General features: G+C 65.1%; 22 protein-coding genes. 16 read left to right on the top strand and 6 right to left on the bottom strand.

Annotation, left to right across the window (positions count from 1 at the left end; all coding sequences use genetic code 11):
- The 3 genes from ACLP25_RS09405 to ACLP25_RS09415 form a co-directional block, all read left to right on the top strand.
- Positions 1 to 782: chorismate mutase (locus tag ACLP25_RS09405; protein WP_442468938.1), on the top strand; the 782-nt coding region annotated here is incomplete at its 5' end.
- Positions 783 to 797: 15 nt separating this feature from the next.
- A complete protein-coding gene (locus ACLP25_RS09410; RefSeq protein ID WP_442468939.1) occupies positions 798 to 1910 on the top strand; it encodes a pyridoxal phosphate-dependent aminotransferase in 1113 nt (370 codons plus the stop codon).
- Positions 1903 to 2871, top strand: coding sequence for a prephenate/arogenate dehydrogenase family protein (locus ACLP25_RS09415; RefSeq protein WP_442468940.1), 969 nt, complete (start codon positions 1903 to 1905; stop codon positions 2869 to 2871). Before ACLP25_RS09410 ends, ACLP25_RS09415 begins: the two co-directional genes overlap by 8 nt.
- A 17-nt stretch (positions 2872 to 2888) precedes the next feature.
- Here the strand turns inward: ACLP25_RS09415 and ACLP25_RS09420 are convergent, their stop codons facing one another.
- The 4 genes from ACLP25_RS09420 to ftsE are packed head-to-tail and all read right to left on the bottom strand — an operon-like array spanning position 2889 to position 5851.
- Positions 2889 to 3344 (bottom strand): hypothetical protein, encoded by a 456-nt coding sequence (locus tag ACLP25_RS09420; RefSeq protein ID WP_442468941.1) that lies wholly within the window; start codon positions 3342 to 3344, stop codon positions 2889 to 2891.
- A 60-nt stretch (positions 3345 to 3404) separates the two neighbouring features.
- The gene (locus ACLP25_RS09425; protein WP_442468942.1) at positions 3405 to 4184 is read right to left on the bottom strand and encodes a lysophospholipid acyltransferase family protein; all 780 of its coding nucleotides are present in this window, start codon (positions 4182 to 4184) and stop codon (positions 3405 to 3407) included.
- A 45-nt stretch (positions 4185 to 4229) separates the two neighbouring features.
- Positions 4230 to 5180 carry a cell division protein FtsX gene (locus tag ACLP25_RS09430; RefSeq protein WP_442468943.1) on the bottom strand — a complete coding sequence of 317 codons (951 nt, stop codon included), beginning with the start codon at positions 5178 to 5180 and terminating at the stop codon, positions 4230 to 4232.
- Positions 5177 to 5851 carry a cell division ATP-binding protein FtsE gene (gene ftsE, locus ACLP25_RS09435; protein ID WP_442468944.1) on the bottom strand — a complete coding sequence of 225 codons (675 nt, stop codon included), beginning with the start codon at positions 5849 to 5851 and terminating at the stop codon, positions 5177 to 5179. The genes ACLP25_RS09430 and ftsE overlap by 4 nt, the downstream gene beginning before the upstream one ends.
- Positions 5852 to 6211: 360 nt before the next feature.
- On the opposite strand from ftsE, the gene hpt reads away from it, so the two are divergent.
- Together hpt and ACLP25_RS09445 are read left to right on the top strand one after the other, a co-directional pair.
- Positions 6212 to 6760, top strand: coding sequence for a hypoxanthine phosphoribosyltransferase (gene hpt / locus ACLP25_RS09440; RefSeq protein ID WP_442468945.1), 549 nt, complete (start codon positions 6212 to 6214; stop codon positions 6758 to 6760).
- A gap of 42 nt (positions 6761 to 6802) precedes the next feature.
- The gene (locus ACLP25_RS09445; RefSeq protein WP_442468946.1) at positions 6803 to 8638 is read left to right on the top strand and encodes an aminopeptidase P family protein; all 1836 of its coding nucleotides are present in this window, start codon (positions 6803 to 6805) and stop codon (positions 8636 to 8638) included.
- 94 nt (positions 8639 to 8732) lie between these two features.
- On the opposite strand, the gene phbB is transcribed toward ACLP25_RS09445, so the two are convergent.
- Positions 8733 to 9458, bottom strand: coding sequence for an acetoacetyl-CoA reductase (gene phbB / locus ACLP25_RS09450; RefSeq protein WP_442468947.1), 726 nt, complete (start codon positions 9456 to 9458; stop codon positions 8733 to 8735).
- 534 nt (positions 9459 to 9992) lie between these two features.
- Here phbB and ACLP25_RS09455 point away from each other — a divergent pair.
- The 9 genes from ACLP25_RS09455 to ACLP25_RS09495 all read left to right on the top strand — a co-directional run bounded on the left by ACLP25_RS09455 (position 9993) and on the right by ACLP25_RS09495 (position 18313).
- Positions 9993 to 10505 (top strand): polyhydroxyalkanoate synthesis repressor PhaR, encoded by a 513-nt coding sequence (locus tag ACLP25_RS09455; protein WP_442468948.1) that lies wholly within the window; start codon positions 9993 to 9995, stop codon positions 10503 to 10505.
- 106 nt (positions 10506 to 10611) lie between these two features.
- Positions 10612 to 11385, top strand: coding sequence for a class I SAM-dependent methyltransferase (locus ACLP25_RS09460; RefSeq protein ID WP_442468949.1), 774 nt, complete (start codon positions 10612 to 10614; stop codon positions 11383 to 11385).
- Between the two features lie 32 nt (positions 11386 to 11417).
- Complete coding sequence (locus ACLP25_RS09465; protein WP_442468950.1) at positions 11418 to 12047, top strand: 2,3-bisphosphoglycerate-dependent phosphoglycerate mutase; 630 nt, start codon at positions 11418 to 11420, stop codon at positions 12045 to 12047.
- Positions 12048 to 12129: 82 nt separating this feature from the next.
- Positions 12130 to 12570: a hypothetical protein gene (locus ACLP25_RS09470; RefSeq protein ID WP_442468951.1), complete on the top strand. Its 441-nt coding sequence runs from the start codon at positions 12130 to 12132 to the stop codon at positions 12568 to 12570.
- A gap of 50 nt (positions 12571 to 12620) precedes the next feature.
- A complete protein-coding gene (gene mnmE / locus ACLP25_RS09475; protein ID WP_442468952.1) occupies positions 12621 to 13949 on the top strand; it encodes a tRNA uridine-5-carboxymethylaminomethyl(34) synthesis GTPase MnmE in 1329 nt (442 codons plus the stop codon).
- A 38-nt stretch (positions 13950 to 13987) separates the two neighbouring features.
- Positions 13988 to 15865 carry a tRNA uridine-5-carboxymethylaminomethyl(34) synthesis enzyme MnmG gene (mnmG, locus tag ACLP25_RS09480; RefSeq protein WP_442468953.1) on the top strand — a complete coding sequence of 626 codons (1878 nt, stop codon included), beginning with the start codon at positions 13988 to 13990 and terminating at the stop codon, positions 15863 to 15865.
- A gap of 89 nt (positions 15866 to 15954) precedes the next feature.
- Positions 15955 to 16542 carry a 16S rRNA (guanine(527)-N(7))-methyltransferase RsmG gene (locus tag ACLP25_RS09485; protein WP_442468959.1) on the top strand — a complete coding sequence of 196 codons (588 nt, stop codon included), beginning with the start codon at positions 15955 to 15957 and terminating at the stop codon, positions 16540 to 16542.
- A gap of 4 nt (positions 16543 to 16546) precedes the next feature.
- Positions 16547 to 17392, top strand: a complete 846-nt coding sequence (locus tag ACLP25_RS09490) for a ParA family protein (RefSeq protein ID WP_442468954.1) — start codon at positions 16547 to 16549, stop codon at positions 17390 to 17392.
- 33 nt (positions 17393 to 17425) lie between these two features.
- Positions 17426 to 18313 carry a ParB/RepB/Spo0J family partition protein gene (locus ACLP25_RS09495; protein ID WP_442468955.1) on the top strand — a complete coding sequence of 296 codons (888 nt, stop codon included), beginning with the start codon at positions 17426 to 17428 and terminating at the stop codon, positions 18311 to 18313.
- Between the two features lie 44 nt (positions 18314 to 18357).
- Here ACLP25_RS09495 and holA read toward each other — a convergent pair whose 3' ends face one another.
- The gene (gene holA / locus ACLP25_RS09500) at positions 18358 to 19386 is read right to left on the bottom strand and encodes a DNA polymerase III subunit delta (RefSeq protein ID WP_442468956.1); all 1029 of its coding nucleotides are present in this window, start codon (positions 19384 to 19386) and stop codon (positions 18358 to 18360) included.
- A 155-nt stretch (positions 19387 to 19541) separates the two neighbouring features.
- Between holA and leuB the strand changes: the two genes are divergently transcribed.
- Both leuB and ACLP25_RS09510 read left to right on the top strand, forming a co-directional pair.
- Positions 19542 to 20654, top strand: a complete 1113-nt coding sequence (gene leuB, locus ACLP25_RS09505; RefSeq protein ID WP_442468957.1) for a 3-isopropylmalate dehydrogenase — start codon at positions 19542 to 19544, stop codon at positions 20652 to 20654.
- 713 nt (positions 20655 to 21367) lie between these two features.
- Positions 21368 to 22249: a c-type cytochrome gene (locus tag ACLP25_RS09510; protein ID WP_442468958.1), complete on the top strand. Its 882-nt coding sequence runs from the start codon at positions 21368 to 21370 to the stop codon at positions 22247 to 22249.
- Positions 22250 to 22576: the final 327 nt, after the last annotated feature.

Genomic DNA, 22576 nt, shown 5'->3' on the forward strand with positions numbered 1-22576 from the left:
ACGAACTCCTGATGGAGCGCGGGCGGGTCGTCGACCGGCTGATCGAGATCAAGGCGGCCCAGGGCGGCGGTTCGGCTTTCCGACCTGCTCGCGAGGCCTCGATGATGCGAGCGATCGCCGAGCGGCACCGCGGCCATTTGCCGCTGGACACAGTGGAGGGCATCTGGCGGATCATCATCTCGACCTTCACCTATATGCAGGCGCCTTACAGCGTGCATGTCGACGTATCGCGCGGCGACGCCGCGATGCGCGATTCCGCGCGGTTCCATTTTGGCTTCACCGTCCCCTGTGTGCCCCATCTCAGCGCAGCCGACGTCATTCAGGCCGTGGCTGGATCGACCGGGGATCTCGGCATGTTCGCGGTCGACGGCGGACCCCGGGCGGACTCCTGGTGGACCCGCCTCACGCCGCGGGAGGCGCCCAAGATCATCGCCAGGCTGCCATTCGTGGAGCGGTCCGACCATCCCGCCGGGATGCCGGTTTTCGTCATTTCCCAGCCCCTGGCCGACGGCGGCGCCCGCGACGTGGTGCTCGAGGCGATCAGCCTCGATCGATGGCGGCCGGATTACACTTTTGCCTTGCGGGGCGTTGGAGCGGAAATTGTCGGCTCCGCGGCAGCCTCGATGGGGCTCAGTCTGCTTGTCGGCCGGCCGGGCGGAGTTGAACCCAGTCTGATCGCGGCGACTCTGCGCGGCGCCGGGGGCGCCGACGTGCGAAGCGTGGAGATTGGATCTCATGCCGCGCGATTCGACGCATCGGCGTTGCGTCCGAACCGCGCTTGAGTCTATCGAGAGATCATGTCCACAGCCGCGCTACGCCCCGAGCCCCGTTCCGAAATCCTCGGGATTGATATTTACGTGCCCGGCAAGAGCCGGGTGCAGGGGGTCGCAAGAGTTCATAAGCTGTCGTCGAACGAATCGCCGCTCGGGCCATCGCCCCGGGCGATCGGGGCGTTCCAGGCCTCTTCGCGCGATCTGGCGCTCTACCCTGACGGCTCAGCGCGTGCGTTGCGCGAGGCGATCGGCCGCCGCTTGGGCCTCGACCCTGAACGCATTCTCTGCGGCAACGGCTCTGACGAGATCCTGGCCTTGCTGGCGCATGTGTTCTTGCGGCCCGGCGACGAGGGACTCTACAGCGAGCACGGATTTCTCGAATATCCGATTTCGATCCGCGCAGCGGCCGGGGTGCCGGTCACCGCGAAAGAGACGAACCGAACGGCGAACGTGGACGCGCTGCTCGCGAAGGTCAGCCCGCGGACAAAGATCGTCTATCTCGCCAATCCGAACAATCCGACCGGAACCTATGTCCCGTACTCGGAGGTCAAACGGCTTCACGCAGGCTTGCCGGGCGACTGCCTCATGGTAATCGACGCGGCCTACGCCGAATATGTGCCGCGAAACGATTATGCCAGCGGGGTCGAGCTCGCCGCGACGTGCGAGAACGTCGTCATGACGCGGACCTTCTCCAAGATCCACGGCCTCGCGAGCCTGCGTATCGGCTGGGCCTACGGACCACGGCATGTGGCCGACGCCATCAATCGGGTTCGTGGTCCGTTCAATCTGAATGGGCCGGCGATCGCCGCCGGCGTCGCCAGCATCGAGGATGTCACGCATATCGAGGCGGCAATTGAGCACAACGCCCACTGGTTGCCGTGGCTCGCGGAATCGATCGGGAGGCTCGGGATCGAAGTCACGCCGAGCGTTGCGAATTTCCTTCTCCTGGGGTTTGGCGAGAATGGCGTCGGGAGCGCTGCAGAGGCAGACGCTTACTTGAGTGCGCGCGGCTATATCCTCCGCGCGGTCAGCGCCTACGGCCTGCCGCAATGCCTGCGGCTGACGGTCGGCGGCGAAGAAGCCAACCGCGGCGTCGTCGAGGCGCTCACCGAATTCGTGAGGGGCGGACGTGGCTGAGCGGCTCGGGCCGCCGCTCGACGAGCCGATTTTCGACGAGTTGGCGATCATCGGTATCGGCCTGATCGGGTCATCGCTGGCGCGCGCGATCCGGAAGCAGAATGGCGCCCGCTGGATTGTCATCGCCGACGCTTCGGACGAGACGCTGGCGCGCGCGGAGGCTTTGGCGCTCGGGGATCGGTACACTGCGGACGTCACAGAAGCCGTGCGCGGCGCCGACTGCGTACTATTGTGCGCCCCTGTCGGGGCGACCGGCGCTATCGGACGCGCCATCGCCCCGGCCTTGAAGCATGGCGCGATCGTTTCGGACGTGGGGTCGGTGAAGGGAGCCGTCATCGCCGAGCTCGAACCCCTGCTGCCGACCCATGCCAAACTCGTTCCGGCGCATCCGGTCGCCGGGACGGAGCAATCGGGGCCGGACGCCGGCTTCGCAACCCTGTTCGTCAACCGGTGGTCCATTCTCACGCCGCCGGCGAGCGCCGACGCCGCGGCGGTCGGAAAAGTCCGGGCGCTGTGGGAGGCGATCGGCGCCAACGTGGAAATCATGGGCGCTGCGCACCACGATCTTGTCCTCGCGATCACCAGTCACGTGCCCCATCTGATCGCCTACAACATTGTGGGGACGGCGGCCGATCTCGAGGACGTCACCCAGTCGGAAGTCATGAAGTTCTCCGCTGGCGGCTTCCGCGACTTCACGCGAATCGCGGCCTCGGATCCGACGATGTGGCGCGACGTCTTCCTCCATAACAAGGAGGCCGTTCTCGAGATGCTCGGTCGGTTCAGCGAGGATCTGACGGCGCTGCAGAGAATGATCCGCCGCGGCGACGGCGACGGCCTGTTCGATCTTTTCACTCGGACGCGGGCGATCCGCTTAGGAATCGTCGCGCAGGGTCAGGAGACGGCCGCGCCGGACTTCGGGCGACGGGGCCCCGGGGAGAATGCGCCAGGACGACGAGCTTGACTCGGCCGTGGGCGCGACTATCGGCCGTCAGGGCGCAGACAAAGCTGAAACGCAGCTTTGAGGTCTCCGAGCACAGACCGGCGCTCCGCGACGGACCGCGCCAGCATATGGACATGGAACTCGAGCGTGTCTGCAGAGGCGCCAAACTCCCGCTCAGCGCGAACCAGAACGGGCTCCGGAAAGGCGCCGGTGTCCATCACCGTCAGAATGCGCCGGACGCCGCGTTTGTCGCGCGCCACCGCCAGAAGAATGGCGTCGCAGAAGGCCGGACAGTCTGACGCGGCGTAGACCGAAAAAATGTAGCCTTTGCCGGACAGGCCCTGCCAGCAGAAAAATCGCGACGCCAGAGGCGAGTGCGTCAGGGCGCTGAGGCCTCTCGGCGAGCAGTCGACAAGTGTGGTCGGCGGTCCGATCCACGGTTGAGGCGATTCGAGAAGACCGTTGACTTCGACGCCGGCATCGTAAGACACCATGGATTCCCGCCTTTGACGTAACGGGAACATAAGTAGAACATCCAAGGATCGACGTCAAGCTTAAGCCTTGTTTGCGCGGTCGTAATTCGCTCCGTCCTCGATGACCGCCTTGAGTGAAGGATCAACGGCGACCGCCTCAGCGTTCAGTCGATCGCTAGCGGACTCGATCTCGTCCTGCAGCCTGGCCGCAAAAGCCTCGCGGGGAAGGCTGGGGGGAATCGGCGGCAGATATTCGATGACGGCGAGGCCGGGTCGGCGAAGGAAGCTGCGCCGCCGCCAGAAGAGGCCGGTATTGACCGCCACGGGAAGGCAGGGGACGGAGTTGCCCTCGTAAATGGCGGCGACGCCCGCCTTGTACTTCGGCGGGGCGCCGGGTGGGCGTCGAGTGCCCTCGGGATAGATGAAAATCTGCCGACCCGCTGCGAAAACCGACCTGGACGCGTCCACGATCTGCTGCAACGCCTGCCGGCCGCGCGCGCGGTCGATTGCGATTTGCTTGGAAACGATCAGATAGAGGCCAAAAAACGGAATGTAGGTGAGTTGGCGCTTCAGAATGATTGCGAAGTCGGGCGCGTATTTGAGCAGCGCGAAAGTCTCGAGAAACGACTGATGCTTGGCGGCGATCAGGACCGCGCCCGCCGGGATGTTTTCCGTCCCGCGATACTCGACCTTAAGTCCGCAGATCGTCTGCAGAAGCCAGATTGATGCGGCGCGCCAGACGTTGGCCAGCGCGAACACCGCGCGCCGGCCGCCGAGCATCGCCGGCAGGCCGACGACCATCAGAACCAGCAACGTCAGATAGAACAGGACATTGAACGCGATCGAGCGGACGACGAGCATGACGGAAGGATCTTTGACGAACGACGGGGTTTATAAGGAGTAGCATCATTGCAGCGCACGAAGGTGACGGAGCACGATCCGGCGGGAAAGCAGACCGGTGAGGACTGTGACGGCGCCCGCGACCAGGAAAAGTCCGCCGTAACCCGACGGGCCGAGCGCGAAAGCTCCAAACAGGGCGGCGATCTCAGCGCCGCCGGGAGAGTTCGCCGACCACTGCGATAGCGCCGTCGCGCCGAGGAAAAAGGCGATCGCCGACCCTCCGCCAATCGCCGCGCCCTGAAGGCCAAGGCGTTGGAAGTGGCCATGAAACTGATTGGCGACGAATCGGTCAGAGGCGCCGACGAAGTGCAGGACCTCAACGATCTCACGATTTTCGGCGACGGCGCCGCGAGTGGCGAATCCGATCGCCGTCGCCATAGCGACCATGACCAGAACGAACAGCGCCGACGCTACGGCGACGACCGCGCCGGCCATGACGCCGATTCGGGATGCCCACACGCGATGGTCGTCGAGGTCCGCCTGCGGCGCATCTTGCGCCAGGGTGGCCCGCAGAGCGGCGACATCGGCGTCGCTCTCGCGGTCCATGCGAACGACGATGATGCGCGGCACCGGCAGAACAGTCAGGTCGAGCCCCTCGCCGAGCCATGGCTGAAGAAGTTTGCGCGAATCGTCGGCGGTATAGGCGTGAACGTTCCCGGCGCCCGCCGCTTTCCCGGCGATCGCCGCGACTTTGTCGACGAGGCGGTCGGCGTCGTCGTTCTCGCCGGGCTTCACCTGGATCAGGACGTCGCGAAGCACGTCGGTTCGCCAAGTTTGCGACGCCTGGGCGACGAGCAGGGCGGCGCCGGCGGTTAGGCAGGCCAAAAATGTCATGATGGCGACGACGACGACCAGCGCCCGTCCGGCGATGGAATCGCGCGGAATGAGCGGCATGCGGCGATCCACCGCCGGCTCGATCGGAGGCGCATGGGTGGCGTCGTCCGTCGGCTCGGTCATTCGGAAGCGCCTTCGAATATGGTGAGCTTACCGTCGCCGACGACGAGTCGACGCGCAAAACCGAATTGATCCATCAGCTGCAGGTCGTGGGTCGCGATCACGACGGCCGTTCCGAGGCGATGCAGTTCGACGAACAGGCGGAGCAGGCGGCGCGCCAGCCCCGGGTCGACATTCCCGGTCGGCTCATCCGCCAGCAGCAGTTCGGGACGGACAATCAACGCCCGTGCGATCGCAGCGCGCTGCTTTTCCCCACCGGAGAGAACCGGCGGGACGGCGTTCATGCGCTGGCCGAGGCCGACCCAGCGCAGGAGTTCCAGAACCTCGGCTCGATAGCTCGACTCCGCCCGGCCCAGGGCGCGGAGAGGGAGCGCGACGTTCTCGTAGGTGGTGAGATGGTCCAGCAGACGGAAATCCTGAAAGACGACGCCAATCCGCCGGCGCAGCGCGGTCAATTCCTGCTTGGTCAGCGTCGCCGCATCCTGACCAAAGATGTGGATCGTCCCCCTCGTGGGCCGCAGCGACAGTAACATCAAGCGCAAAAGCGTCGTCTTGCCGGCGCCCGATGGTCCGGTCAGGAACTGGAAGCTCTGCGGCGCGATTGAGAAGTTGAGGTCGCTAACGACGTCCTCGCCCATTCCATAACGCAGGCCGACGTTTTCGAAGCGAAGCAAAGGCGCCACCGGGAAAGAGAAACAGCCGCTCGAACAGGCGACGACGGGCTTGTCTTCAGAAATCGAAGACGCGGGGACACGATGGTCGGCCGCCGCGGCGCGGCGCGGAAGGGGCAGTCGAGTCGATCGTCGGGGCGGAAACCTGGATCATGAAGCGCCGGTACGGAGAATGTGGGGTGGTTGCGTTCGAACTGTCATTAAGGGGTTGCGGATCGGCAATCGAGCCCCGACTCGCGGTCGCGGGGGGAAAGCGGGCTTGACGGGAAGGGAATGTCTCCCTTGGAAAACGCAATCGACGACCGCTATGGTCGTAGTTTGTGACGGTTCGGAACACAAAGACTTTTCGGTCGAGGTCGGTTCATGAGCGGGGAAAGACGCGTCAAAGTGCTTTTCGACGAAGCGGCGATCGCCGAGCGCACAGAGGCGCTCGCCAAGCAAATTGCGGCGGCCGAGCCGAGGGACCTGCTTGTGGTCGCGATCCTGAAGGGTTCCTTCATGTTCGCAGCCGATCTTTTGCGCGCGCTGCATCGGGCCGGTCTGGAGCCGCAGGTCGAGTTCTTTCACCTATCGAGCTACCTCGACGGCACAATCTCGAGCGGAACGGTCAGGATCCTTCGCGACATCGATTCGCCAGTTCGGGATCGAGACGTTCTTTTGGTTGACGACATCCTCGAATCGGGACGCACCCTGGCTTTCGCCAAGGATCTCCTGGCCGCTCGCGGCGCACGGCGGGTATTGATCTGCACGATGTTGGAGAAGCCGGGCAAACGCGCCGTTCCCGTGAATGCTGACTTCGTCGGGTTCGTCTGCCCCGACGTTTTTGTGGTCGGCTACGGCATGGACGTTGCGCATTACTATCGAGAGCTGCCGTTCATCGGTCGCGTCGTGACAGCGCAGGACGCTGCGTAAGCTGCGACGTTCGACAAGTTTGCGACGGATCGGGAGGTTGCCGTGTTCGAAAGCCGATTTCAGTCGTTCGTCGACGTGGGCGGCCCAAAGCACGGGGCCGCGAGGACGGCCGAATTGCGCCGGGTCCTCAAGGCCGACAGTCTGGATGGATTCATCGTTCCGCGGGCGGATGAGCATCAGAACGAATATGTGCCGGCAAACGCCGAGCGGTTGCTGTGGTTGACCGGTTTCTCGGGCACGGCAGGCATCGCAGTCGTGCTGAGGGATGAAGCGGCGGTGTTTGTCGACGGACGCTATACGGAGCAGGCGAGGTCGCAGGTCGACGGCGCAGTGTTCGAGATCCGGCACGTCGTCGACGAGCCGCCGACGGAATGGCTCAACCGGGTCCTGCGCAAGGGAGAGCGGCTGGGTTACGATCCGCTCCTGCATACGCCCGAATCCGTGCAGCGGCTCTCGGCGTCCTGCGAAACGGCGGGCGCGGAGCTCGTCGCCGTCTCTCGGAATCCCATCGACGCGATCTGGCGGGACCGTCCGGGCTCGCCGAAAGGGGTCGTTACGCAGCATAAAGTCCGGTTTGCCGGCGAACCGGTCGGCGCCAAGGTGGCGCGGGTGAAGAGCGCGCTGAAGCGCGACAACGGACTCTTGATCAGTGATCCGAGCAATCTCGCCTGGCTATTCAACATCCGCGGCGCGGATGTGTCCCATACGCCCCTCCCGCTGGGGTACGCCTATGTGCCGCGTGAGGGGCGGCCGATTGTTCTGATCGAATCCCAAAAACTATCGTCGTCCGCTCGGGATGGGCTCAGCGATCACGTCGACTTCGCCGAACCGAACACGCTCGTCGCGCTGATCGAGGGTCTCGGACGACAGGCCGTCCGCATTCTGTTCGACGGCGGGACGGCGCCGGCGCTGTTGACGCAGACCTTGGAGGCCGCAGGCGGAAAGGCGGATGTTGGAGCGGACCCGATCAGCTTGATGAAAGCCGCCAAGAACAAGGCTGAGCTCACGGGCGCGAGAGCTGCGCACGAGCGCGACGGCGCCGCGCTGGCTCGGTTCCTAGCTTGGTTCGACGCGGAAGCGCCGCGGGGCCGGTTGACCGAGATCGACGCCGTCGAGGCGCTCGAATCGTTTCGGCGCGCGACCGGCGCGTTGAAGGACATCTCCTTTCCAACCATCGCCGCGGCTGGGCCGAACTCCGCGATACCGCACTACCGCGTGAGCGTGCAGAGCAATCTCAAGATCGAACGCGGGGTCTTCCTGATCGACAGCGGCGCGCAGTATGAGGACGGGACGACCGACGTCACCCGGACGATCGCAGTCGGCCGCCCCACTGCGTTGATGCGCGACCGGTTCACCCGAGTCCTGAAGGGTCATATCGCCATCGCGCGGGCTGTTTTTCCGCGAGGGACCAGCGGAGCGCAGATCGACGTGCTCGCGCGCGAGGCCCTGTGGGAGGTCGGGGCCGATTTCGATCACGGCACCGGGCATGGCGTCGGGTCGTATCTGTCGGTCCACGAGGGTCCGCAGCGCATCTCCAAGACGGGGACGGTCGCGCTCGCGCCCGGCATGATCCTGTCGAACGAACCAGGCTACTACGCGGCTGGCGCCTTCGGCATTCGCACCGAGAACCTTCTGGTCGTCGAGCGGCGCGAGATACCCGGCGCGGAGCGCGAGATGCTGGGCTTCGAGACGTTGACGCTGGCCCCGATCGACCTTCGGCTCGTGGACTGGAAGCTCTTGGACGTGAGCGAAATCAAGTGGGTCGACGCGTATCATGCGCGCGTGCGCAAGAGCCTCTCGCCGCTTGTCGACACCGTGACGCGGCGCTGGCTCAACGATGCAACACAGCGACGTTTTGCGGCCAGAGCCGCCCGATAGTCGGGCGGCCTGGATCTTGACGTTCGAAAAAAAGGGTCGAACCGTCGTCCCGGCTCCGTAGCGACCGGGACGACGAGATCCGCGTACGAAGGGATCAGGCCATGTACATGCCGCCGCTGGCGGACAGCGTCGAGCCGGTGATGAAGCCAGCCTCGTCGGCGGCGAGAAACACGACGCAGCGCGCAATTTCCTCGGGCTCGCCCAGGCGGCGCACCGGGATCTGGGGAAGAATCGCCTTGTCCAGGACGTCCTTCGGCACCGCCTTCACCATCTCGGTCGCGATATAGCCAGGGCAGATGGCGTTGACCGTGATTCCCTTGGTGGCGTTCTCCAGCGCGAGCGACTTGGTGAAGCCGATTTCGCCGGCCTTGGCGGCCCCGTAGTTCGACTGCCCTAGATTTCCCTTCTGGCCGATGACCGAGGAGACCGTGATGATGCGTCCGAATCCGCGCTCCCGCATTCCGTCGATGAGCGGGCGGCACATGTTGAACAGGGAGTTCAAGTTCGTGTTGATGACGGCGTACCATTGGTCCGGAGTCATCTTGTGAAACATGACGTCCCTGGTGATGCCGGCGTTGTTGACCAGGATGTCGACCGGCCCGAGGTCCTTCCCGACCTGAGCAAGGCCCGCCACGCATTCCTCATAGACGCTGACGTTCCACTTGTAGACGTGAACCCCGGTTTCCGCCTTGAACTTCTCCGCAGCCGCGTCGTTGGAATGATAGATCGCCGCGACCTGATATCCCGCGGCCTTCAGCGCCTTGGAAATCGCCTCCCCGATGCCGCGCGTGCCGCCGGTGACTACTGCAACTCTAGCCATTGTTTCCTCCCTTGAGGTTGATGACGCCTAGTCCGAGAAGACGCCGGCCGCCAGTGATTTTTGGCGATCGGGGCGTATCGTCTGCTCGGAGTTCGTTGATGGTTGAAAGATTGCACCGGGTTTGAGACGAAACGGGACGACCGCTTCGCCAGACCGGCGCCGCGACTGCGAGAGTTCGACGGCCGCCTTCGCACCAGAGGTAATGATCGGGATTGTGTGCATAGTCGTGGCTGGCGCAAACCTGGGATAGCGTCGAGGGACGACGTCTACACGATCCGGCTCAGGAGGCGCCAGTAGCCGATTGTCGCAAGGCGGCCGGCGCCGCAAAACCCTGTTACGCGTTGCGGCAGTTGCGAACTCGCCTGTTGCAGAGCGAAAAAAGAGGGTTCCGGGGCTCAGAAAAACCGCCTATCTTATGTGACCCGTCAGGGCCCGCGTATCACTGGGACGCGCAATCTTATGGCGAATAATCCTCCGACGACGATCAAGAAGTACGCCAACAGGCGCTTGTATAACACTGCGTCGAGCGCTTATGTGACTTTGGCCGACCTCGCGAAAATGATAAAGAGCGGGGAGGACTTCGTTGTCTACGACGCAAAAACGAACGAAGACATCACGAGATCGGTTTTGACCCAAATTATCTTCGAGCAGGAAGGCATTGAAGGCCAGTCCCTGCTTCCGACGACGTTTCTGCGGCAGCTGATTCGGTTCTACGGCGACAGCATGCAGGCTCTTCTTCCGAGCTACTTGGAGTTTTCCATTGATCGGTTCAGCGGAGAGAAACAGGCCATGCGGGAAGCCGCCAATCGCATGTTCGGCACCGACGCTTTTTCCGCTGGAGCATCCTTTGCGGCGCTGCAGGAATTGACGCAGAAAAACCTGAATGCGTTCAACCAGGCTCTTAGTGTTTTTACACCCTTCTCCGCGTCCTTGGCGGGCGGGGAGGCGGGCGGCAAGAAAACCAATGCGTCCGAGGATATTGAGGAATTGCGCAAGCAACTCTCCGACATCCAGCGGAAGCTGGAGTCGCTTGCCGGAAAAGAATGAGGGCTTTCGCCACGCGCGCCCGGCGGGATTGCGAAAGCCGAGGCGATCGTCCAGAATTCTCTCCTGAAATCCGGCCCGGCGCCCGATGCCTCCCGAAGCTCAAAGCTTGCGCGACTTCTACCGTTCGCCTCTCGGCGATCTGGCGAGACGGCTGATCGGCCGCATCATCCATGCGCGCTGGCTCGGGGCGGCCGGAATGACCGTCGCGGCGGTGGGCTACGGTCCTCCGTACCTCGACCGATTTCGCGACACGGCGGCGCGCAGCCTTTCCCTGATGCCGGCGGAACAAGGGGCGGCGATCTGGCCCGAACGGAACCGCTGCGCGGTCGCCCTCGTGAACGCGGAAATGCTGCCTTTGCCCGACAACAGCGTCGACCGGCTCTTGATTGCGCACGCGCTCGAAGCGGCGCAAAGCCCCGGAGTCCTGCTCGAGGAGGTTTGGCGTGTCATCGCGCCCGAAGGACGGGTCCTGGTGATCGTGCCCTCGAGGCGGGGCGTGTGGGCGCGGGTCGACACAACCCCTTTCGGACACGGACTGCCTTATTCCAAGACGCAGCTTCGCGATCTCCTTCAGGGCGCCGTGTTTTCCCCGGTGTACTGGGGAGAAGCGCTGTTTGCGCCGCCGATAAATCGGCGCACCGTGATCCGCGCGGCGCCGACGATCGAGCGTGTCGGCGCCGCGGTCGGCTTTCCTTTTGCGGGCGTTCATGTCGTCGAGGCGGTGAAGCAGGTCTACCGGCCGGTCGGCGTCCACGCCCTGCCGAGGGCCCGGCGCGCCGGGGTGAAGCCGGCGCTCGCTCCGATCGCAAGGCGGCAGGCCCGCGGCTGCGCGGATCATGCGTCGTTTTGGTCATTGGCGCCCAGGGAGCCGATGGAATAAATCCTCGCTGATCTCAAACTTGGTGAAGTCCGATGCCGAATAGCGAACGCCTGCTCGTCCTCCTGCGCCACGGTCAGAGCGACTGGAACCTGAAGAACCTCTTTACCGGCTGGCGCGATCCGGACTTGTCGCCGACCGGCGTCGAGGAGGCGAAAGAGGCGGGACGGCGCATGAAGGCGCACGGGATCACGTTCGACGTCGCCTATACCTCCGCGCTGACCCGGGCGCAGCACACGCTATCCTTGGCCTTGGACGAGATGGGCCAGACAGGACTGCCCGAGCATCGCGACCAGGCGCTGAACGAGCGCGATTATGGCGATCTCTGCGGGCTCAACAAGGACGACGCTCGGAAGAAATGGGGCGAGGAGCAGGTCCATCTCTGGCGCCGGAGCTACGACGTCCCGCCGCCGGGCGGCGAAAGCCTAAAGGATACGGTGGCGCGGGCGCTGCCGTACTACTGCCAGCATATCCTGCCGGAAGTGCTGCGCGGCAAGCACGTGCTGGTCGCGGCCCACGGCAACAGCCTGCGGGCTCTGGTCATGGTGCTCGACCGTTTGACGCCTGAGACCATTCCGACGATGGAGCTCGCGACGGGCGTGCCGCTGGTTTACCGGCTGAACGCGGACTCGACCGTCGCTTCGAAAGACGTTCTGACGAAGTGACGAAGCTCTGCGACCGGACTGCCGCCATACGAAACCCGCGATAATATCCCGCATCGGTGATTCGGTTTGGCGGAGACGAGGAATGGCGCGAACGGTCGCGGCGATAAGGGCGATAGTATTGACGCTGGCGGGGGCCACGATGGCTGCGCCGCCGGCGGTCGGCGCCAGCCAGTACGAGTTCCTCCCCGCTCCGCAGATCAACCTTTCTGTGGTCTACAGGGTTGACAAGTTGACTGGGGACATCATCGCCTGCGAATTCGCCCGCAGCCCCGGCCGCACGGACGTCGGTCCCGGAGCCTTCGGCGTCACCGACTGCTTTCGATCCGGTGAGGGCGCTACCGGACAGGAGCCGGGAGACTATGGGCTGATCGCCACGCGCCACGAGCAGGAGGGCGGCGTTTTTCGGGTGAACTACCGGACCGGAGCGCTGAGCATCTGCTATCTCTATTACCAGCGGGAAAAGCAGGGCGACCACGAGGCGATTGTCGACAAATACGTCGTCTGCACCCCGCCGTCGAAATAGCGCGCTGAACCAGAGAGGCCGGCGCCCCTGCATCAGGAGGCCAAGCCGCGGTGTTCGCCAATGATCGGGACACGATTTTCGCCCAGGCGAGTGGCGTCGGGAAAGCGGCGATCGCGGTCTTTCGCATTTCCGGGCCGCGCTGCTCCGAGGCGCTTCACGCTCTCGTCCCGGGCGCGGTCTTTCCGGATCGAACGGCGGTGCTGCGGACGCTGCGGGAACCCGCGTCGGGCGCTTCGCTCGATCGGGCCCTGGTCACGCGATTTGTGGCCCCGCGTAGCTTCACCGGGCAGGACGTGGCGGAACTGCACGTCACCGGTGGCCGAGCCGTTCCCGCGTCCGTGGCGCGAGCGCTCGCGTCGGTGTCCGGGCTGCGCCCCGCGGAGCCCGGCGAATTCGCTTGGCGCGCCTTCCTGAACGGGAAGATGGACCTGTCGGAAGCCGAGGGCCTCGCCGATCTCGTCAACGCGGAGACCGAGGCCCAGCGCCGGCAGGCACAGAGAATCGCCGGCGGCGCGCTCAAGCTCGAGTGCGAGGCGATCCGCGGCCTGCTGCTCGACGCCATGGCGACGGTCGAGGCGCAACTCGATTTTTCCGATGCCGAGGACGCCGCAGGGCTGACGGCCGATTCCCTCCGCGAGGCGGCTCGCGCCGCAGTGGACCGCATCGATCGCGCGTTGGCGAGCGCGCATGCGGCCGAGCGGCTGCGGTCGGGCTTCGTCGTGGTGATCGCAGGGCCGCCCAACGTCGGCAAGTCGACCCTGATGAACGCGATCGCCGGTCGGGACGTGGCGATCATTTCGCCATTTGCCGGGACAACGCGAGACCCGATCGAGGTCGCGCTTGACCTCCGGGGCTATCCGGTGATCCTGGTCGATACGGCGGGAATTCGGGCGACTGAGGACCCGATCGAACAGGAGGGCGTCCGCCGGGCGCTGCAGCGGGCCGAGCATGCCGATTTGACCTTGTGGCTTGACGACGGTCAACAACAGGGGCCCGCGGCGGCACCTGGGCCCGCCCTCTTCGTGCGGACGAAATCCGACATTGCGGGCGGCGCGTCGTACTCGACGTCCGGCGCGCAATTTGCCATATCGGCGAAGACCGGCGATGGGATCGACGTGCTCCTCGATTCGATCGCCGATCTTGCGGTCGCAGGCCTGTCGTCCGGGGAGCCTGCGGTGCTGACCTTGGCGAGGCATCGCGAGGCGTTCCTTGCCGCAAGGCGCGCGCTGGCCACGGTGCTGTCGTCGGAGCCGGCCGAGCTCGAACTCGTCGCTGAGGAGTTCCGCCGCGCCGCCGCCGCCATGGACCGGGTGGTCGGGCGAATCGGGGTTGAGGACGTGCTGGGGGAGATCTTCTCCCGGCTGTGCGTCGGCAAGTGAGAGAAGAGTCTGTTTCACGTGAAACACTCAAGATGAACATGAGCGGCTTTGACGTCATCGTTATCGGCGGTGGCCATGCCGGCTGCGAAGCGGCGGCGGCAGCCGCGCGCTGCGGCGCGTCGACCGCGCTGATCACGCATCGCGCCGCGACGGTCGGTGAGATGTCGTGCAATCCGGCGATCGGCGGCATCGGCAAGGGTCACCTGGTTCGCGAGATTGACGCGTTGGACGGCGTCATGGGCCGGGCCGCAGACGCGGCCGGCATCCAGTTCCGGGTCCTCAACCGCCGCAAGGGTCCTGCCGTGCAGGGGCCGCGGGCGCAGGCCGACCGCGCGCTTTATCGGCGGGCGATGCGCACGTTGATCGAGAATACGCCGAACCTCACGGTGGTCGAGGGTGAGGCGTCAGGCGTTCGGTCCGAGAACGGCGTCGTCTCAGGTGTGGAGCTCGCCGATGGCCGCGCGTTCCCGTGCCGCGCGGTCGTGCTCACCACCGGCACGTTCCTGCGCGGGGTGATCCACCTGGGCGAGGTCCGGACGCCAGCCGGCCGGTTCGGCGAGCGGCCCTCCGTGTCGCTCGCGCAAAGTCTGGAGGGCGCGGGCTTCGCTTTCGGGCGCCTCAAGACCGGGACCCCGCCGCGGCTCGACGGGACGACCATCGATTGGGGGACGCTGGAAATCCAGCATGGCGACGACCCGCCGGAGTTCTTTTCCGTCGATACCGAAGCGATCGCGGCGCCTCAACTGCCCTGCTACATCACGCGGACCACCTCCGAGACCCATCGAATCGTGCGGGCCGACTCGCACCGGTCCGCCGTTTACTCAGGCTCGATCTCCGGACGAGGCCCGCGCTATTGCCCCTCGATCGAAGACAAGGTTGTCCGCTTCACGGACAGGGAGAGCCACCAGATCTTTCTCGAGCGGGAGGGCGTCGACGATCCGACGGTCTACCCCAACGGCATTTCGACCTCATTGCCGGTCGAAACGCAGCGGGCGCTCGTCGCGACGATCCCGGGCCTTGAACGCGCGCGCATCCTGCGCCCGGGCTACGCAATCGAATATGATTACGTCGATCCGAGGGGCCTGGAGCCGACGCTCGAAGCGCGCCGCTTTCGCGGGCTGTTCCTCGCCGGCCAGATCAATGGCACCACCGGCTATGAGGAAGCGGCGGCGCAGGGGTTGGTCGCCGGAATCAATGCGACGCGGACCGCGGGCGGCTCGAGCGCGGCGACCTTCGACCGCGCGGACTCCTACCTCGGGGTCATGATCGACGACCTGACGACCCACGGCGTCAGCGAACCCTATCGGATGTTCACCTCTCGCGCCGAGTTCCGGCTGTCCCTTCGCGCCGACAACGCCGCCGAGCGTTTGACCGAAAAGGGCGTTATCCTGGGCTGCGTCCGCGCCCGACGAGCTGAGCTCAATCGCCGAACGCAGGAGCAGTTGAACGCCGCGCGCGCCTTGCTCAAGGGTGCGATAGCGTCTCCCGCGACACTGGAATCGTTCGGCATCGCGGTCAATCAAGATGGAACGCGCCGCTCGGCGTTCGAACTTGCGGCGCAGCCGCAGTTCCCGCTTTCGGCGCTCGCGACCGTCTGGCCGGAATTGGCGGCGATCCCTGCGAGCCTGGTGACGCGCTTGGAGGCCGACGCCAAATATGCGGTCTATGTCGAGAGGCAGGCGGAAGAGGTTGCGCGGTATCGTCGCGACGACGGCCTGCTGCTGCCTCAGGACATCGACTATGCTGAGCTTCCCGGTCTCTCCCGCGAGATGCGGCAGAAGTTCTCGACGGCGCGGCCGCGGAGTCTCGGCCAGGCTCAGCGCATCGAGGGCGTCACGCCAGCAGCGCTGGCGGTGCTCGCCGCGCACGCGCGGCGCGCCTCCGCGAGAGGGACGACAGTCAAGGCCGGAACATGAGGGCGACAGGCGCACGGCGGCCGACGCCCTTATCCGAGGCCGGCGAACCCAACCGGATAGGCGAGGATCGGCGTCTGGCGTTGAGCCTTGTGCTTGTTTCACGTGAAACGGAGGAGCGGTTCGCCGCCTTTGTCGAGCTGCTCGCGCGCTGGCGCAGGGCGACGAATCTCATTTCCGAATCGACCTTTCCCCACGTGTGGACGCGCCACATCGCCGACAGCGCCCAGCTCCTCGCCCTGTCGCAGGGCGCGACTCGATGGCTCGACATGGGCTCGGGCGCCGGCTTCCCGGGTCTTATCGTCGCAATTCAGCTCGCCGACGTGGCCGGGGCCGTCGTTCATTGTGTCGACAGCGACCGGCGCCGGTGCGCCTTCCTTCGGGAGGCCGCGCGCGCGACCCGGGCGCCCGCTGTCATCCATCCGGTCCGCATCGAATCGCTCGCGCCGAACGACGTCGGAGCTGTGGACTGCGTGACGGCACGGGCGTTCGCCCCCTTGCTGAAGACGCTCGAATTCGCCAAACCATGGCTGGAAACTGGAGCGGTCGGTTTGTTTCCGCGCGGCAGATCGGCAGTGAAGGAACCCGATCGGGAGCCTGCGCCGCCACATTATGCAATCGAGACGATCCGGAGCGTCATCGACGCCGAGGCCGCGATCCTCAGAGTCCGGAAGAGCTAGCGCCATGGCCTCCACCACCTTCCAGGACCCCACGCCGGACACCGCGGCCCGGCCGCGGGTGCTGGTGATGGCCAACCAGAAGGGCGGGGTCGGGAAGACCACGACCGCCATCAACCTCGGCACCGCGCTCGCGGCGATCGGCGAACACGTGCTGGTCATCGACCTCGACCCTCAGGGCAACGCTTCGACCGGCCTCGGGATCGACCGCAAGAGCCGGGTGACCTCGAGCTACGACGCGCTCATCGGGGAGCGAACCCTGCGCGATGTCATCACACCCACCGCCGTGCCGCGCCTCAGCATCGCGCCTTCGACCATGGACCTGCTCGGCGTGGAGCTGGAAATCTCCGGCGACAGCGATCGCTCCTACAAGCTGCGCAAGGCGTTGCAGACCTTTTTTGCCGCGGACCGGGATCGTCCGGAACCAATTAGCTACGTGCTCGTCGATTGCCCGCCCTCGCTCAACCTGCTGACAATCAACGCCCTGGCGGCGGCGGACGCTGTCGTCGTCCCTCTACAGTGCGAATTCTTCGCGCTCGAAGGCCTATCGCAGCTCCTGACGACGGTGGAACAGGTGCGGCGGACCTTGAATCCCGCGCTGACCATTCACGGCGTCGTGCTGACGATGTTCGATCCACGCAACAGCCTTGCCGGGCAGGTCGTCGCCGACGTCCGCGCGCACATGGGCGATAAGGTCTACGACACCGTGATTCCGCGCAATGTCCGCATCTCTGAGGCGCCGTCGCACGGCAAGCCAGCCCTGCTCTACGATCTGCGCTGCGCGGGAAGCCAAGCCTATCTCAAGCTCGCTTCGGAAGTCATTCAACGCGAAGGGCGCTGGCGGCGCGCCTAACGGGCGCCGGGAGCCAACGGGAGCAACATAAGCATGGCCGAAGATCTTGGCCGCTCGGAACACAGGCCACGCCTCGGACGGGGGCTCGCCGCTCTCCTCGGCGCGACGCAGGAAGAGGGCGAAGCGGCGGGAGCGCGCGGCGCCCGGAAAGCGCCGATCGAATTCCTGAGACCCAATCCCCGCAATCCCCGCAAACGCTTCGACGAGGCGGAACTCGACGAACTTGCCGCGTCCATCCGGGAGCGCGGCGTCATTCAGCCGATCCTGGTGCGCGCCATTCCGCGCGTCGCCGATGCCTATGAGATCGTCGCGGGCGAGCGCCGATGGCGGGCGGCGCAGCGCGCCGAGCTGCATGACGTCCCGATTGTCGTGATCGAAGCCGGCGATCGGGAGGCGCTCGAGATCGCCATCATCGAGAACGTGCAGCGCGCCGACCTCAACGCGCTCGAGGAGGCGGCGGGTTACGCCGAGCTTGGCGCCGACTACGGCTATTCCCACGCCGACATCGCGCGGATCGTCGGCAAAAGCCGCAGCCATATCGCCAATACGCTGCGACTCACCGACCTGCCCGAGCATAGTCGCAAGCTGTTGGCGGAGGGCAGAATCTCGGCGGGTCACGCCCGGGCCCTGCTGGCCGTGGCGCGCCCTGACGCGACCGCCGACCGGATCGTGTCCGAAGGTCTGACGGTCCGGGACGTCGAGCGCCTCGGTGAGAACGCCGGCAGGGCGGCGCGAGCCAAAAAAGAGCCGCCCAAGGTCGACGCCGACACGCTCGCCCTTGAGCACAAGCTCGGACTGGCGCTCGGCGCGAAGGTCATCATCCGCCACGCCGGCGAAAGCGGAGAGATGCGCATCGCCTTCCGCAATTTTGATCAACTCGACGATTTCTGCCGGCGACTCTGTCAGCCGGCGCCGCGTTAGAGTCGTCCAAAACGCGGATTCCACCGACGAAAGCGCGGCAGCCTTCACTGCGCAGGCCGGCGTCGCGACGCCAAAGCCCAGAGCGCGCGGCTCGCCAGGAGGTCCGACAGCTCCGGCGAGATCCGCACTTTGGCGCTCACCGCACGGACATTCGGAAGACGCTGTGCGATCGCCTCCGAAGTCCACCGCTCCGCCGCCTTGGCCAGCGAGCGCCGCGCGTCCGGCGGCAGCCTGACGTACAAGGTCTGGCAGGCGGCGTCGAAGGAATGGCCGGCTTCCATCTCCAGCCTAAGCCGATGCAGCAGTGTCAGACGGGCGACCAGGCGGACGATCAACGGGTCCGCGTCCCCTCCTTCGTTGAAGTAACGGGCGCTGGAATCGGCCGCTTGTTGCAGATCGCCGACCAGCGCCTGGTCCACGAGATCGTCGAGCGGCGACGGCGCCGCGTCGGAGACGATCGCGCGCACGTCGTCCAGTTCGATCCTGGGTTTCCCGCCGGCGAACAGGATGAGCTTGGCGATTTCCGCCCGGCTCGTTTGCCGGTCGGCGCCGAGTTCGTCGATCAGCGCCGCCCTGGCGTCGGGCGCGATCGTCAGCCCGGCGTTGCCGACTTCGGCGTCGATCAGCAGTCCGAGCGCTTTGGGTTCGTCCGAGTAGCATTCGATCGACGCCACATTGGCTATCTTCTCGAAGGCGGTTCGCAGCGCATGGCCCTTCTTGAGCTGCGGCGCCTTGATTACGATCGCGCATTCCGCCGGGGGGCGGGCGAACAGCGGCTCCAGAGCGGGCATGAGATCCCTCCCCTGCGCGTCGATCCAGATTACCCGGCTGCCGCCGAACATCGATACGGCGTAGGCCTCTTCCGCGAGGCCGTCCGGACGGCGCGCCAGCGCGTCCCCTTCCAGCCGGACGAGGCGCAGCGGATCGGGGTCCACGCCGACCAGTTTGCGGACGATGGCCTTCACCCGTTCGTGCGCCAGCCCTTCATCGCTCCCATGCACGAGGAAGAACCGGACGTTCGCGGGCAGGCGGTCGATGAAGCCGTCGGCGGCGGACGAAGTGATTGTGCTCATCGAGGGTTTTGGCTCCAATCCCATGCGCCGCGCGAGGGCGCGTCGCACCGAGGCTCGCCGCGGGCCTTTATCCGAGCGGACGGCGCTTTCGTCGGCGATCGAAATCGTCTAACCGTGCGTCTTCCCTCACCCGCCTCATCGGTCAAGATACGTCCATGAACTCCTATCATCTCTTCCTTCTTCCCGGCGATGGAATCGGCCCCGAAGTGATGGCCGAAGTCGAGAAGGTGATCAAACAGTTCGAATCCGAGGGCCTCGCGAGGTTCGAAATCGAAAAGGGCCTCGTCGGCGGATGCGCCTACGACGCGCACGGCCAAGCCATCAGCGAAGACGACATGAGCCATGCCGCCGCGGCCGATGCGGTGCTGCTGGCCGCGGTCGGCGGACCGAAATGGGGCTCCGTGCCCTACGAGGTGCGCCCGGAGGCGGGCCTGTTGCGTCTGCGCAAGGATCTCGGCCTTTTCGCCAACCTCCGGCCTGCGGTCTGCTACCCGGCTCTCGCTTCGGCCTCGTCGCTGAAGCCCGAGGTGGTCGAGGGGCTCGACCTCATGATCGTCCGCGAGCTCACCGGCGGAGTCTATTTCGGCGAGCCGAAACAGATCATCGACCTCGGCAACGGCCAGAAGCGCGCGATCGACACGCAGGTCTATGACACCTACGAAATCGAGCGAATCGGCCGCGTCGCCTTCGACCTCGCCCGCAAGCGCGGCAACAAGGTGACCTCGGGGGAAAAGCACAACGTGATGAAGTCCGGCGTGCTGTGGAACGAGGTGATCACCGCGCTCCACGCGCGGGAATTCAAGGACGTCCAGCTCGAGCACCAACTCGCCGACGCGCTCGGCATGCAGCTCGTTCGCTGGCCGAAGCAGTTCGACGTGATCGTCACCGACAACCTGTTCGGCGACATTCTCTCCGACGTCGCTGCGATGCTCACCGGGTCGCTCGGCATGCTGCCGTCCGCTTCGCTCGGCGACGCGAACCCCAAGACCGGCAAGCGGAGCGCACTCTATGAGCCCGTCCACGGTTCGGCGCCCGATATCGCCGGCAAGGGCCTTGCGAATCCGATCGCGATGATCGCCTCTTTCGGCATGGCGCTCCGTTATTCCTTTGGCTTGAGTGAGGCCGCCGACCGCCTCGACGCCGCCATCGCCGCCGTGCTGGCGGACCGGGTCCGCACCGCCGACATCAAGAGCGACGGCTGCACGCTCGTCTCAACCCAGGAGATGGGCGACGCAATCGTCGCCGCGCTCGCCAAGACCGCGGGCTGATCCGGGTCGCCAAGGGTTGCCTGAACAGGCGCCCGTAGACGAGGGGATCGACGGCCCGGAGCCGGCCCGAAGCGGCCGATTCAACGTCGCGAATCGACATAAAAGCGGTCATTCGGATCGCGGGCCTGCGCATTGGCCATTTCGGGGATTGCTCTGGCCTTCACTCGCGTTGCGTCCCGCACACGCGCACTGTCGCCCATTCGTGACCCGCTACACCGAAGGCCATTTCGTTGCCGACGGCTCCATGACGGCTCCGGTTGGTCGCGGCTGGAGCGATTGCCGCGTGGGACTTGCACCCCCTGGAAAGGACCGCCTTTGCACGGCGCACGACCCTTGCGGGTATTTCGCCATTGATCAATCGCGAAAGTTCGCTGAACCGGGCACTGCGTTCCGCACGGCGGCCGCTTGAATCAGCGGCCGCCTTCTATTGAGTTCCAAGTCGCCGCAATCCGCCGAGGCGCAGTCCGCCAGCCTGGCAAGGGATAGAAGTCGCGACCTACTTAATGACGCGATTGATGTTGCCCAAATTCCGGCGAACTTAGAGAATATTCGTGGCGAGATTCTAACATAATCTAGCTCATCTCTCACGCTTTAGGCCTTAGCCGGTCCGGCCGTCGGGTCGCCCATAAGTCCGCGGGCGCGGATATCTTATTTTCTCAAGCACGCAAAAGATGAAGGCGCGAACTGCGTCGAAATAGTGGGAGGAGGAGACGGTGAGAAAATCTGTTGTCGCGGCTGCTTTGGCGGTTGCAGCGCTTTCAGGGATAGCGAGCGCTCGAGCCGATGACGCGCCGCCCCCATGGGCCTGGGGCTTCACGACGCCGCCGCCAGGGACGCTGCAAGCTGTTCCTGCGCCTGCGACCGGGCTCGATAACAGTACGCTCCTGAGCCTGCCGGCTTCCAAACTGTCGTTTACCCGCGCTCAGATCGCCAACCCCTTCGGTCCAGCCGACTGGTTCCCTGATGACCATCCGACAATGCCTGACGTGGTCGCCCATGGCAGACAGTCAGCCCAACCGCAGATCTGGGCCTGTGGCTTTTGTCACTATCCCAACGGCAAGGGCCGTCCAGAGAACGCAAGCGTCGCGGGACTTGCGTATGAATATATCGTGCAGCAACTGATCGAATTCCGGAGCGGCGCTAGAAAGTCCTCGGATCCAAGAAAAGCCAACACCGCGCAGATGGCTGGATTTGCGAGTGCGATGACGGACGAGGAAATCAAGGCGGCCGCAAAATACTTTTCATCGATGCCGGCAACACCCTGGATCAAAGTCGTGGAAAGTGAGACGGCGCCAAAGACCCGAGGCTCCAATGGGATGTTCCTTACGCTCGCGGGCGCGGATGCGGGTACCGAGCCGCTGGGTCAACGCATCATCGAAACACCCGTGAATGCGGACGAGACTGACATTCGGCGCAATCCCAGGTCGGGATTCATCGCCTATGTGCCTCCGGGCAGCGTCAAGACCGGGCAGGCCTTGGTCGAGAACGGGGTCACCGCGAGTGGGGGCAAAGTCACCGCGTGTACGGCGTGCCACGGACTTGATCTGCGGGGTCTGGGACCCGTGCCAAGGCTCGCTGGCCGTTCACCAAGCTAATCGCGCGCCAGCTCTATGACATGCAGCACGGCAACAGGTCGGGGACTTGCACTCCTCTCATGGCTGCCGTCGTCGCCAACCTCGGCCCGGATGATCTGCTGACGGCAGCTGCCTATCTCGCCTCCCTCGAGCCGTAGGAGACAAGTTCTTCCATTATAGGAGGAGGCGCTAAGGGATAGATTTTGCCGGAAAACCTAGTCCTTGGTTCGAAGGAAGAAAGACGGAACGTGTCAACGACAATGAGACGCCTGGGTTGGTAATTTAGGCTTGGATTTCAGGCTTGATTTGGGGCGGATTGATCCAGACGGCGGTTGGCTTGTCGGGGGG

The sequence above is a fragment of the Roseiarcus sp. genome, assembly GCF_052145395.1.
In the GTDB taxonomy this organism is placed as follows: domain Bacteria; phylum Pseudomonadota; class Alphaproteobacteria; order Rhizobiales; family Beijerinckiaceae; genus Roseiarcus.

Coding starts and splice junctions, on each gene's coding strand:
- ACLP25_RS09410 (WP_442468939.1), top strand. CDS start 798: ATGTCCACAGCCGCGCTACGCCCCGAGCCCCGTTCCGAAATCCTCGGG.
- ACLP25_RS09420 (WP_442468941.1), bottom strand. CDS start 3,344: ATGGTGTCTTACGATGCCGGCGTCGAAGTCAACGGTCTTCTCGAATCG.
- ACLP25_RS09425 (WP_442468942.1), bottom strand. CDS start 4,184: ATGCTCGTCGTCCGCTCGATCGCGTTCAATGTCCTGTTCTATCTGACG.
- ACLP25_RS09430 (WP_442468943.1), bottom strand. CDS start 5,180: ATGACCGAGCCGACGGACGACGCCACCCATGCGCCTCCGATCGAGCCG.
- hpt (WP_442468945.1), top strand. CDS start 6,212: ATGAGCGGGGAAAGACGCGTCAAAGTGCTTTTCGACGAAGCGGCGATC.
- phbB (WP_442468947.1), bottom strand. CDS start 9,458: ATGGCTAGAGTTGCAGTAGTCACCGGCGGCACGCGCGGCATCGGGGAG.
- ACLP25_RS09465 (WP_442468950.1), top strand. CDS start 11,418: ATGCCGAATAGCGAACGCCTGCTCGTCCTCCTGCGCCACGGTCAGAGC.
- ACLP25_RS09470 (WP_442468951.1), top strand. CDS start 12,130: ATGGCGCGAACGGTCGCGGCGATAAGGGCGATAGTATTGACGCTGGCG.
- mnmG (WP_442468953.1), top strand. CDS start 13,988: ATGAGCGGCTTTGACGTCATCGTTATCGGCGGTGGCCATGCCGGCTGC.
- ACLP25_RS09490 (WP_442468954.1), top strand. CDS start 16,547: ATGGCCTCCACCACCTTCCAGGACCCCACGCCGGACACCGCGGCCCGG.
- ACLP25_RS09495 (WP_442468955.1), top strand. CDS start 17,426: ATGGCCGAAGATCTTGGCCGCTCGGAACACAGGCCACGCCTCGGACGG.
- holA (WP_442468956.1), bottom strand. CDS start 19,386: ATGAGCACAATCACTTCGTCCGCCGCCGACGGCTTCATCGACCGCCTG.
- leuB (WP_442468957.1), top strand. CDS start 19,542: ATGAACTCCTATCATCTCTTCCTTCTTCCCGGCGATGGAATCGGCCCC.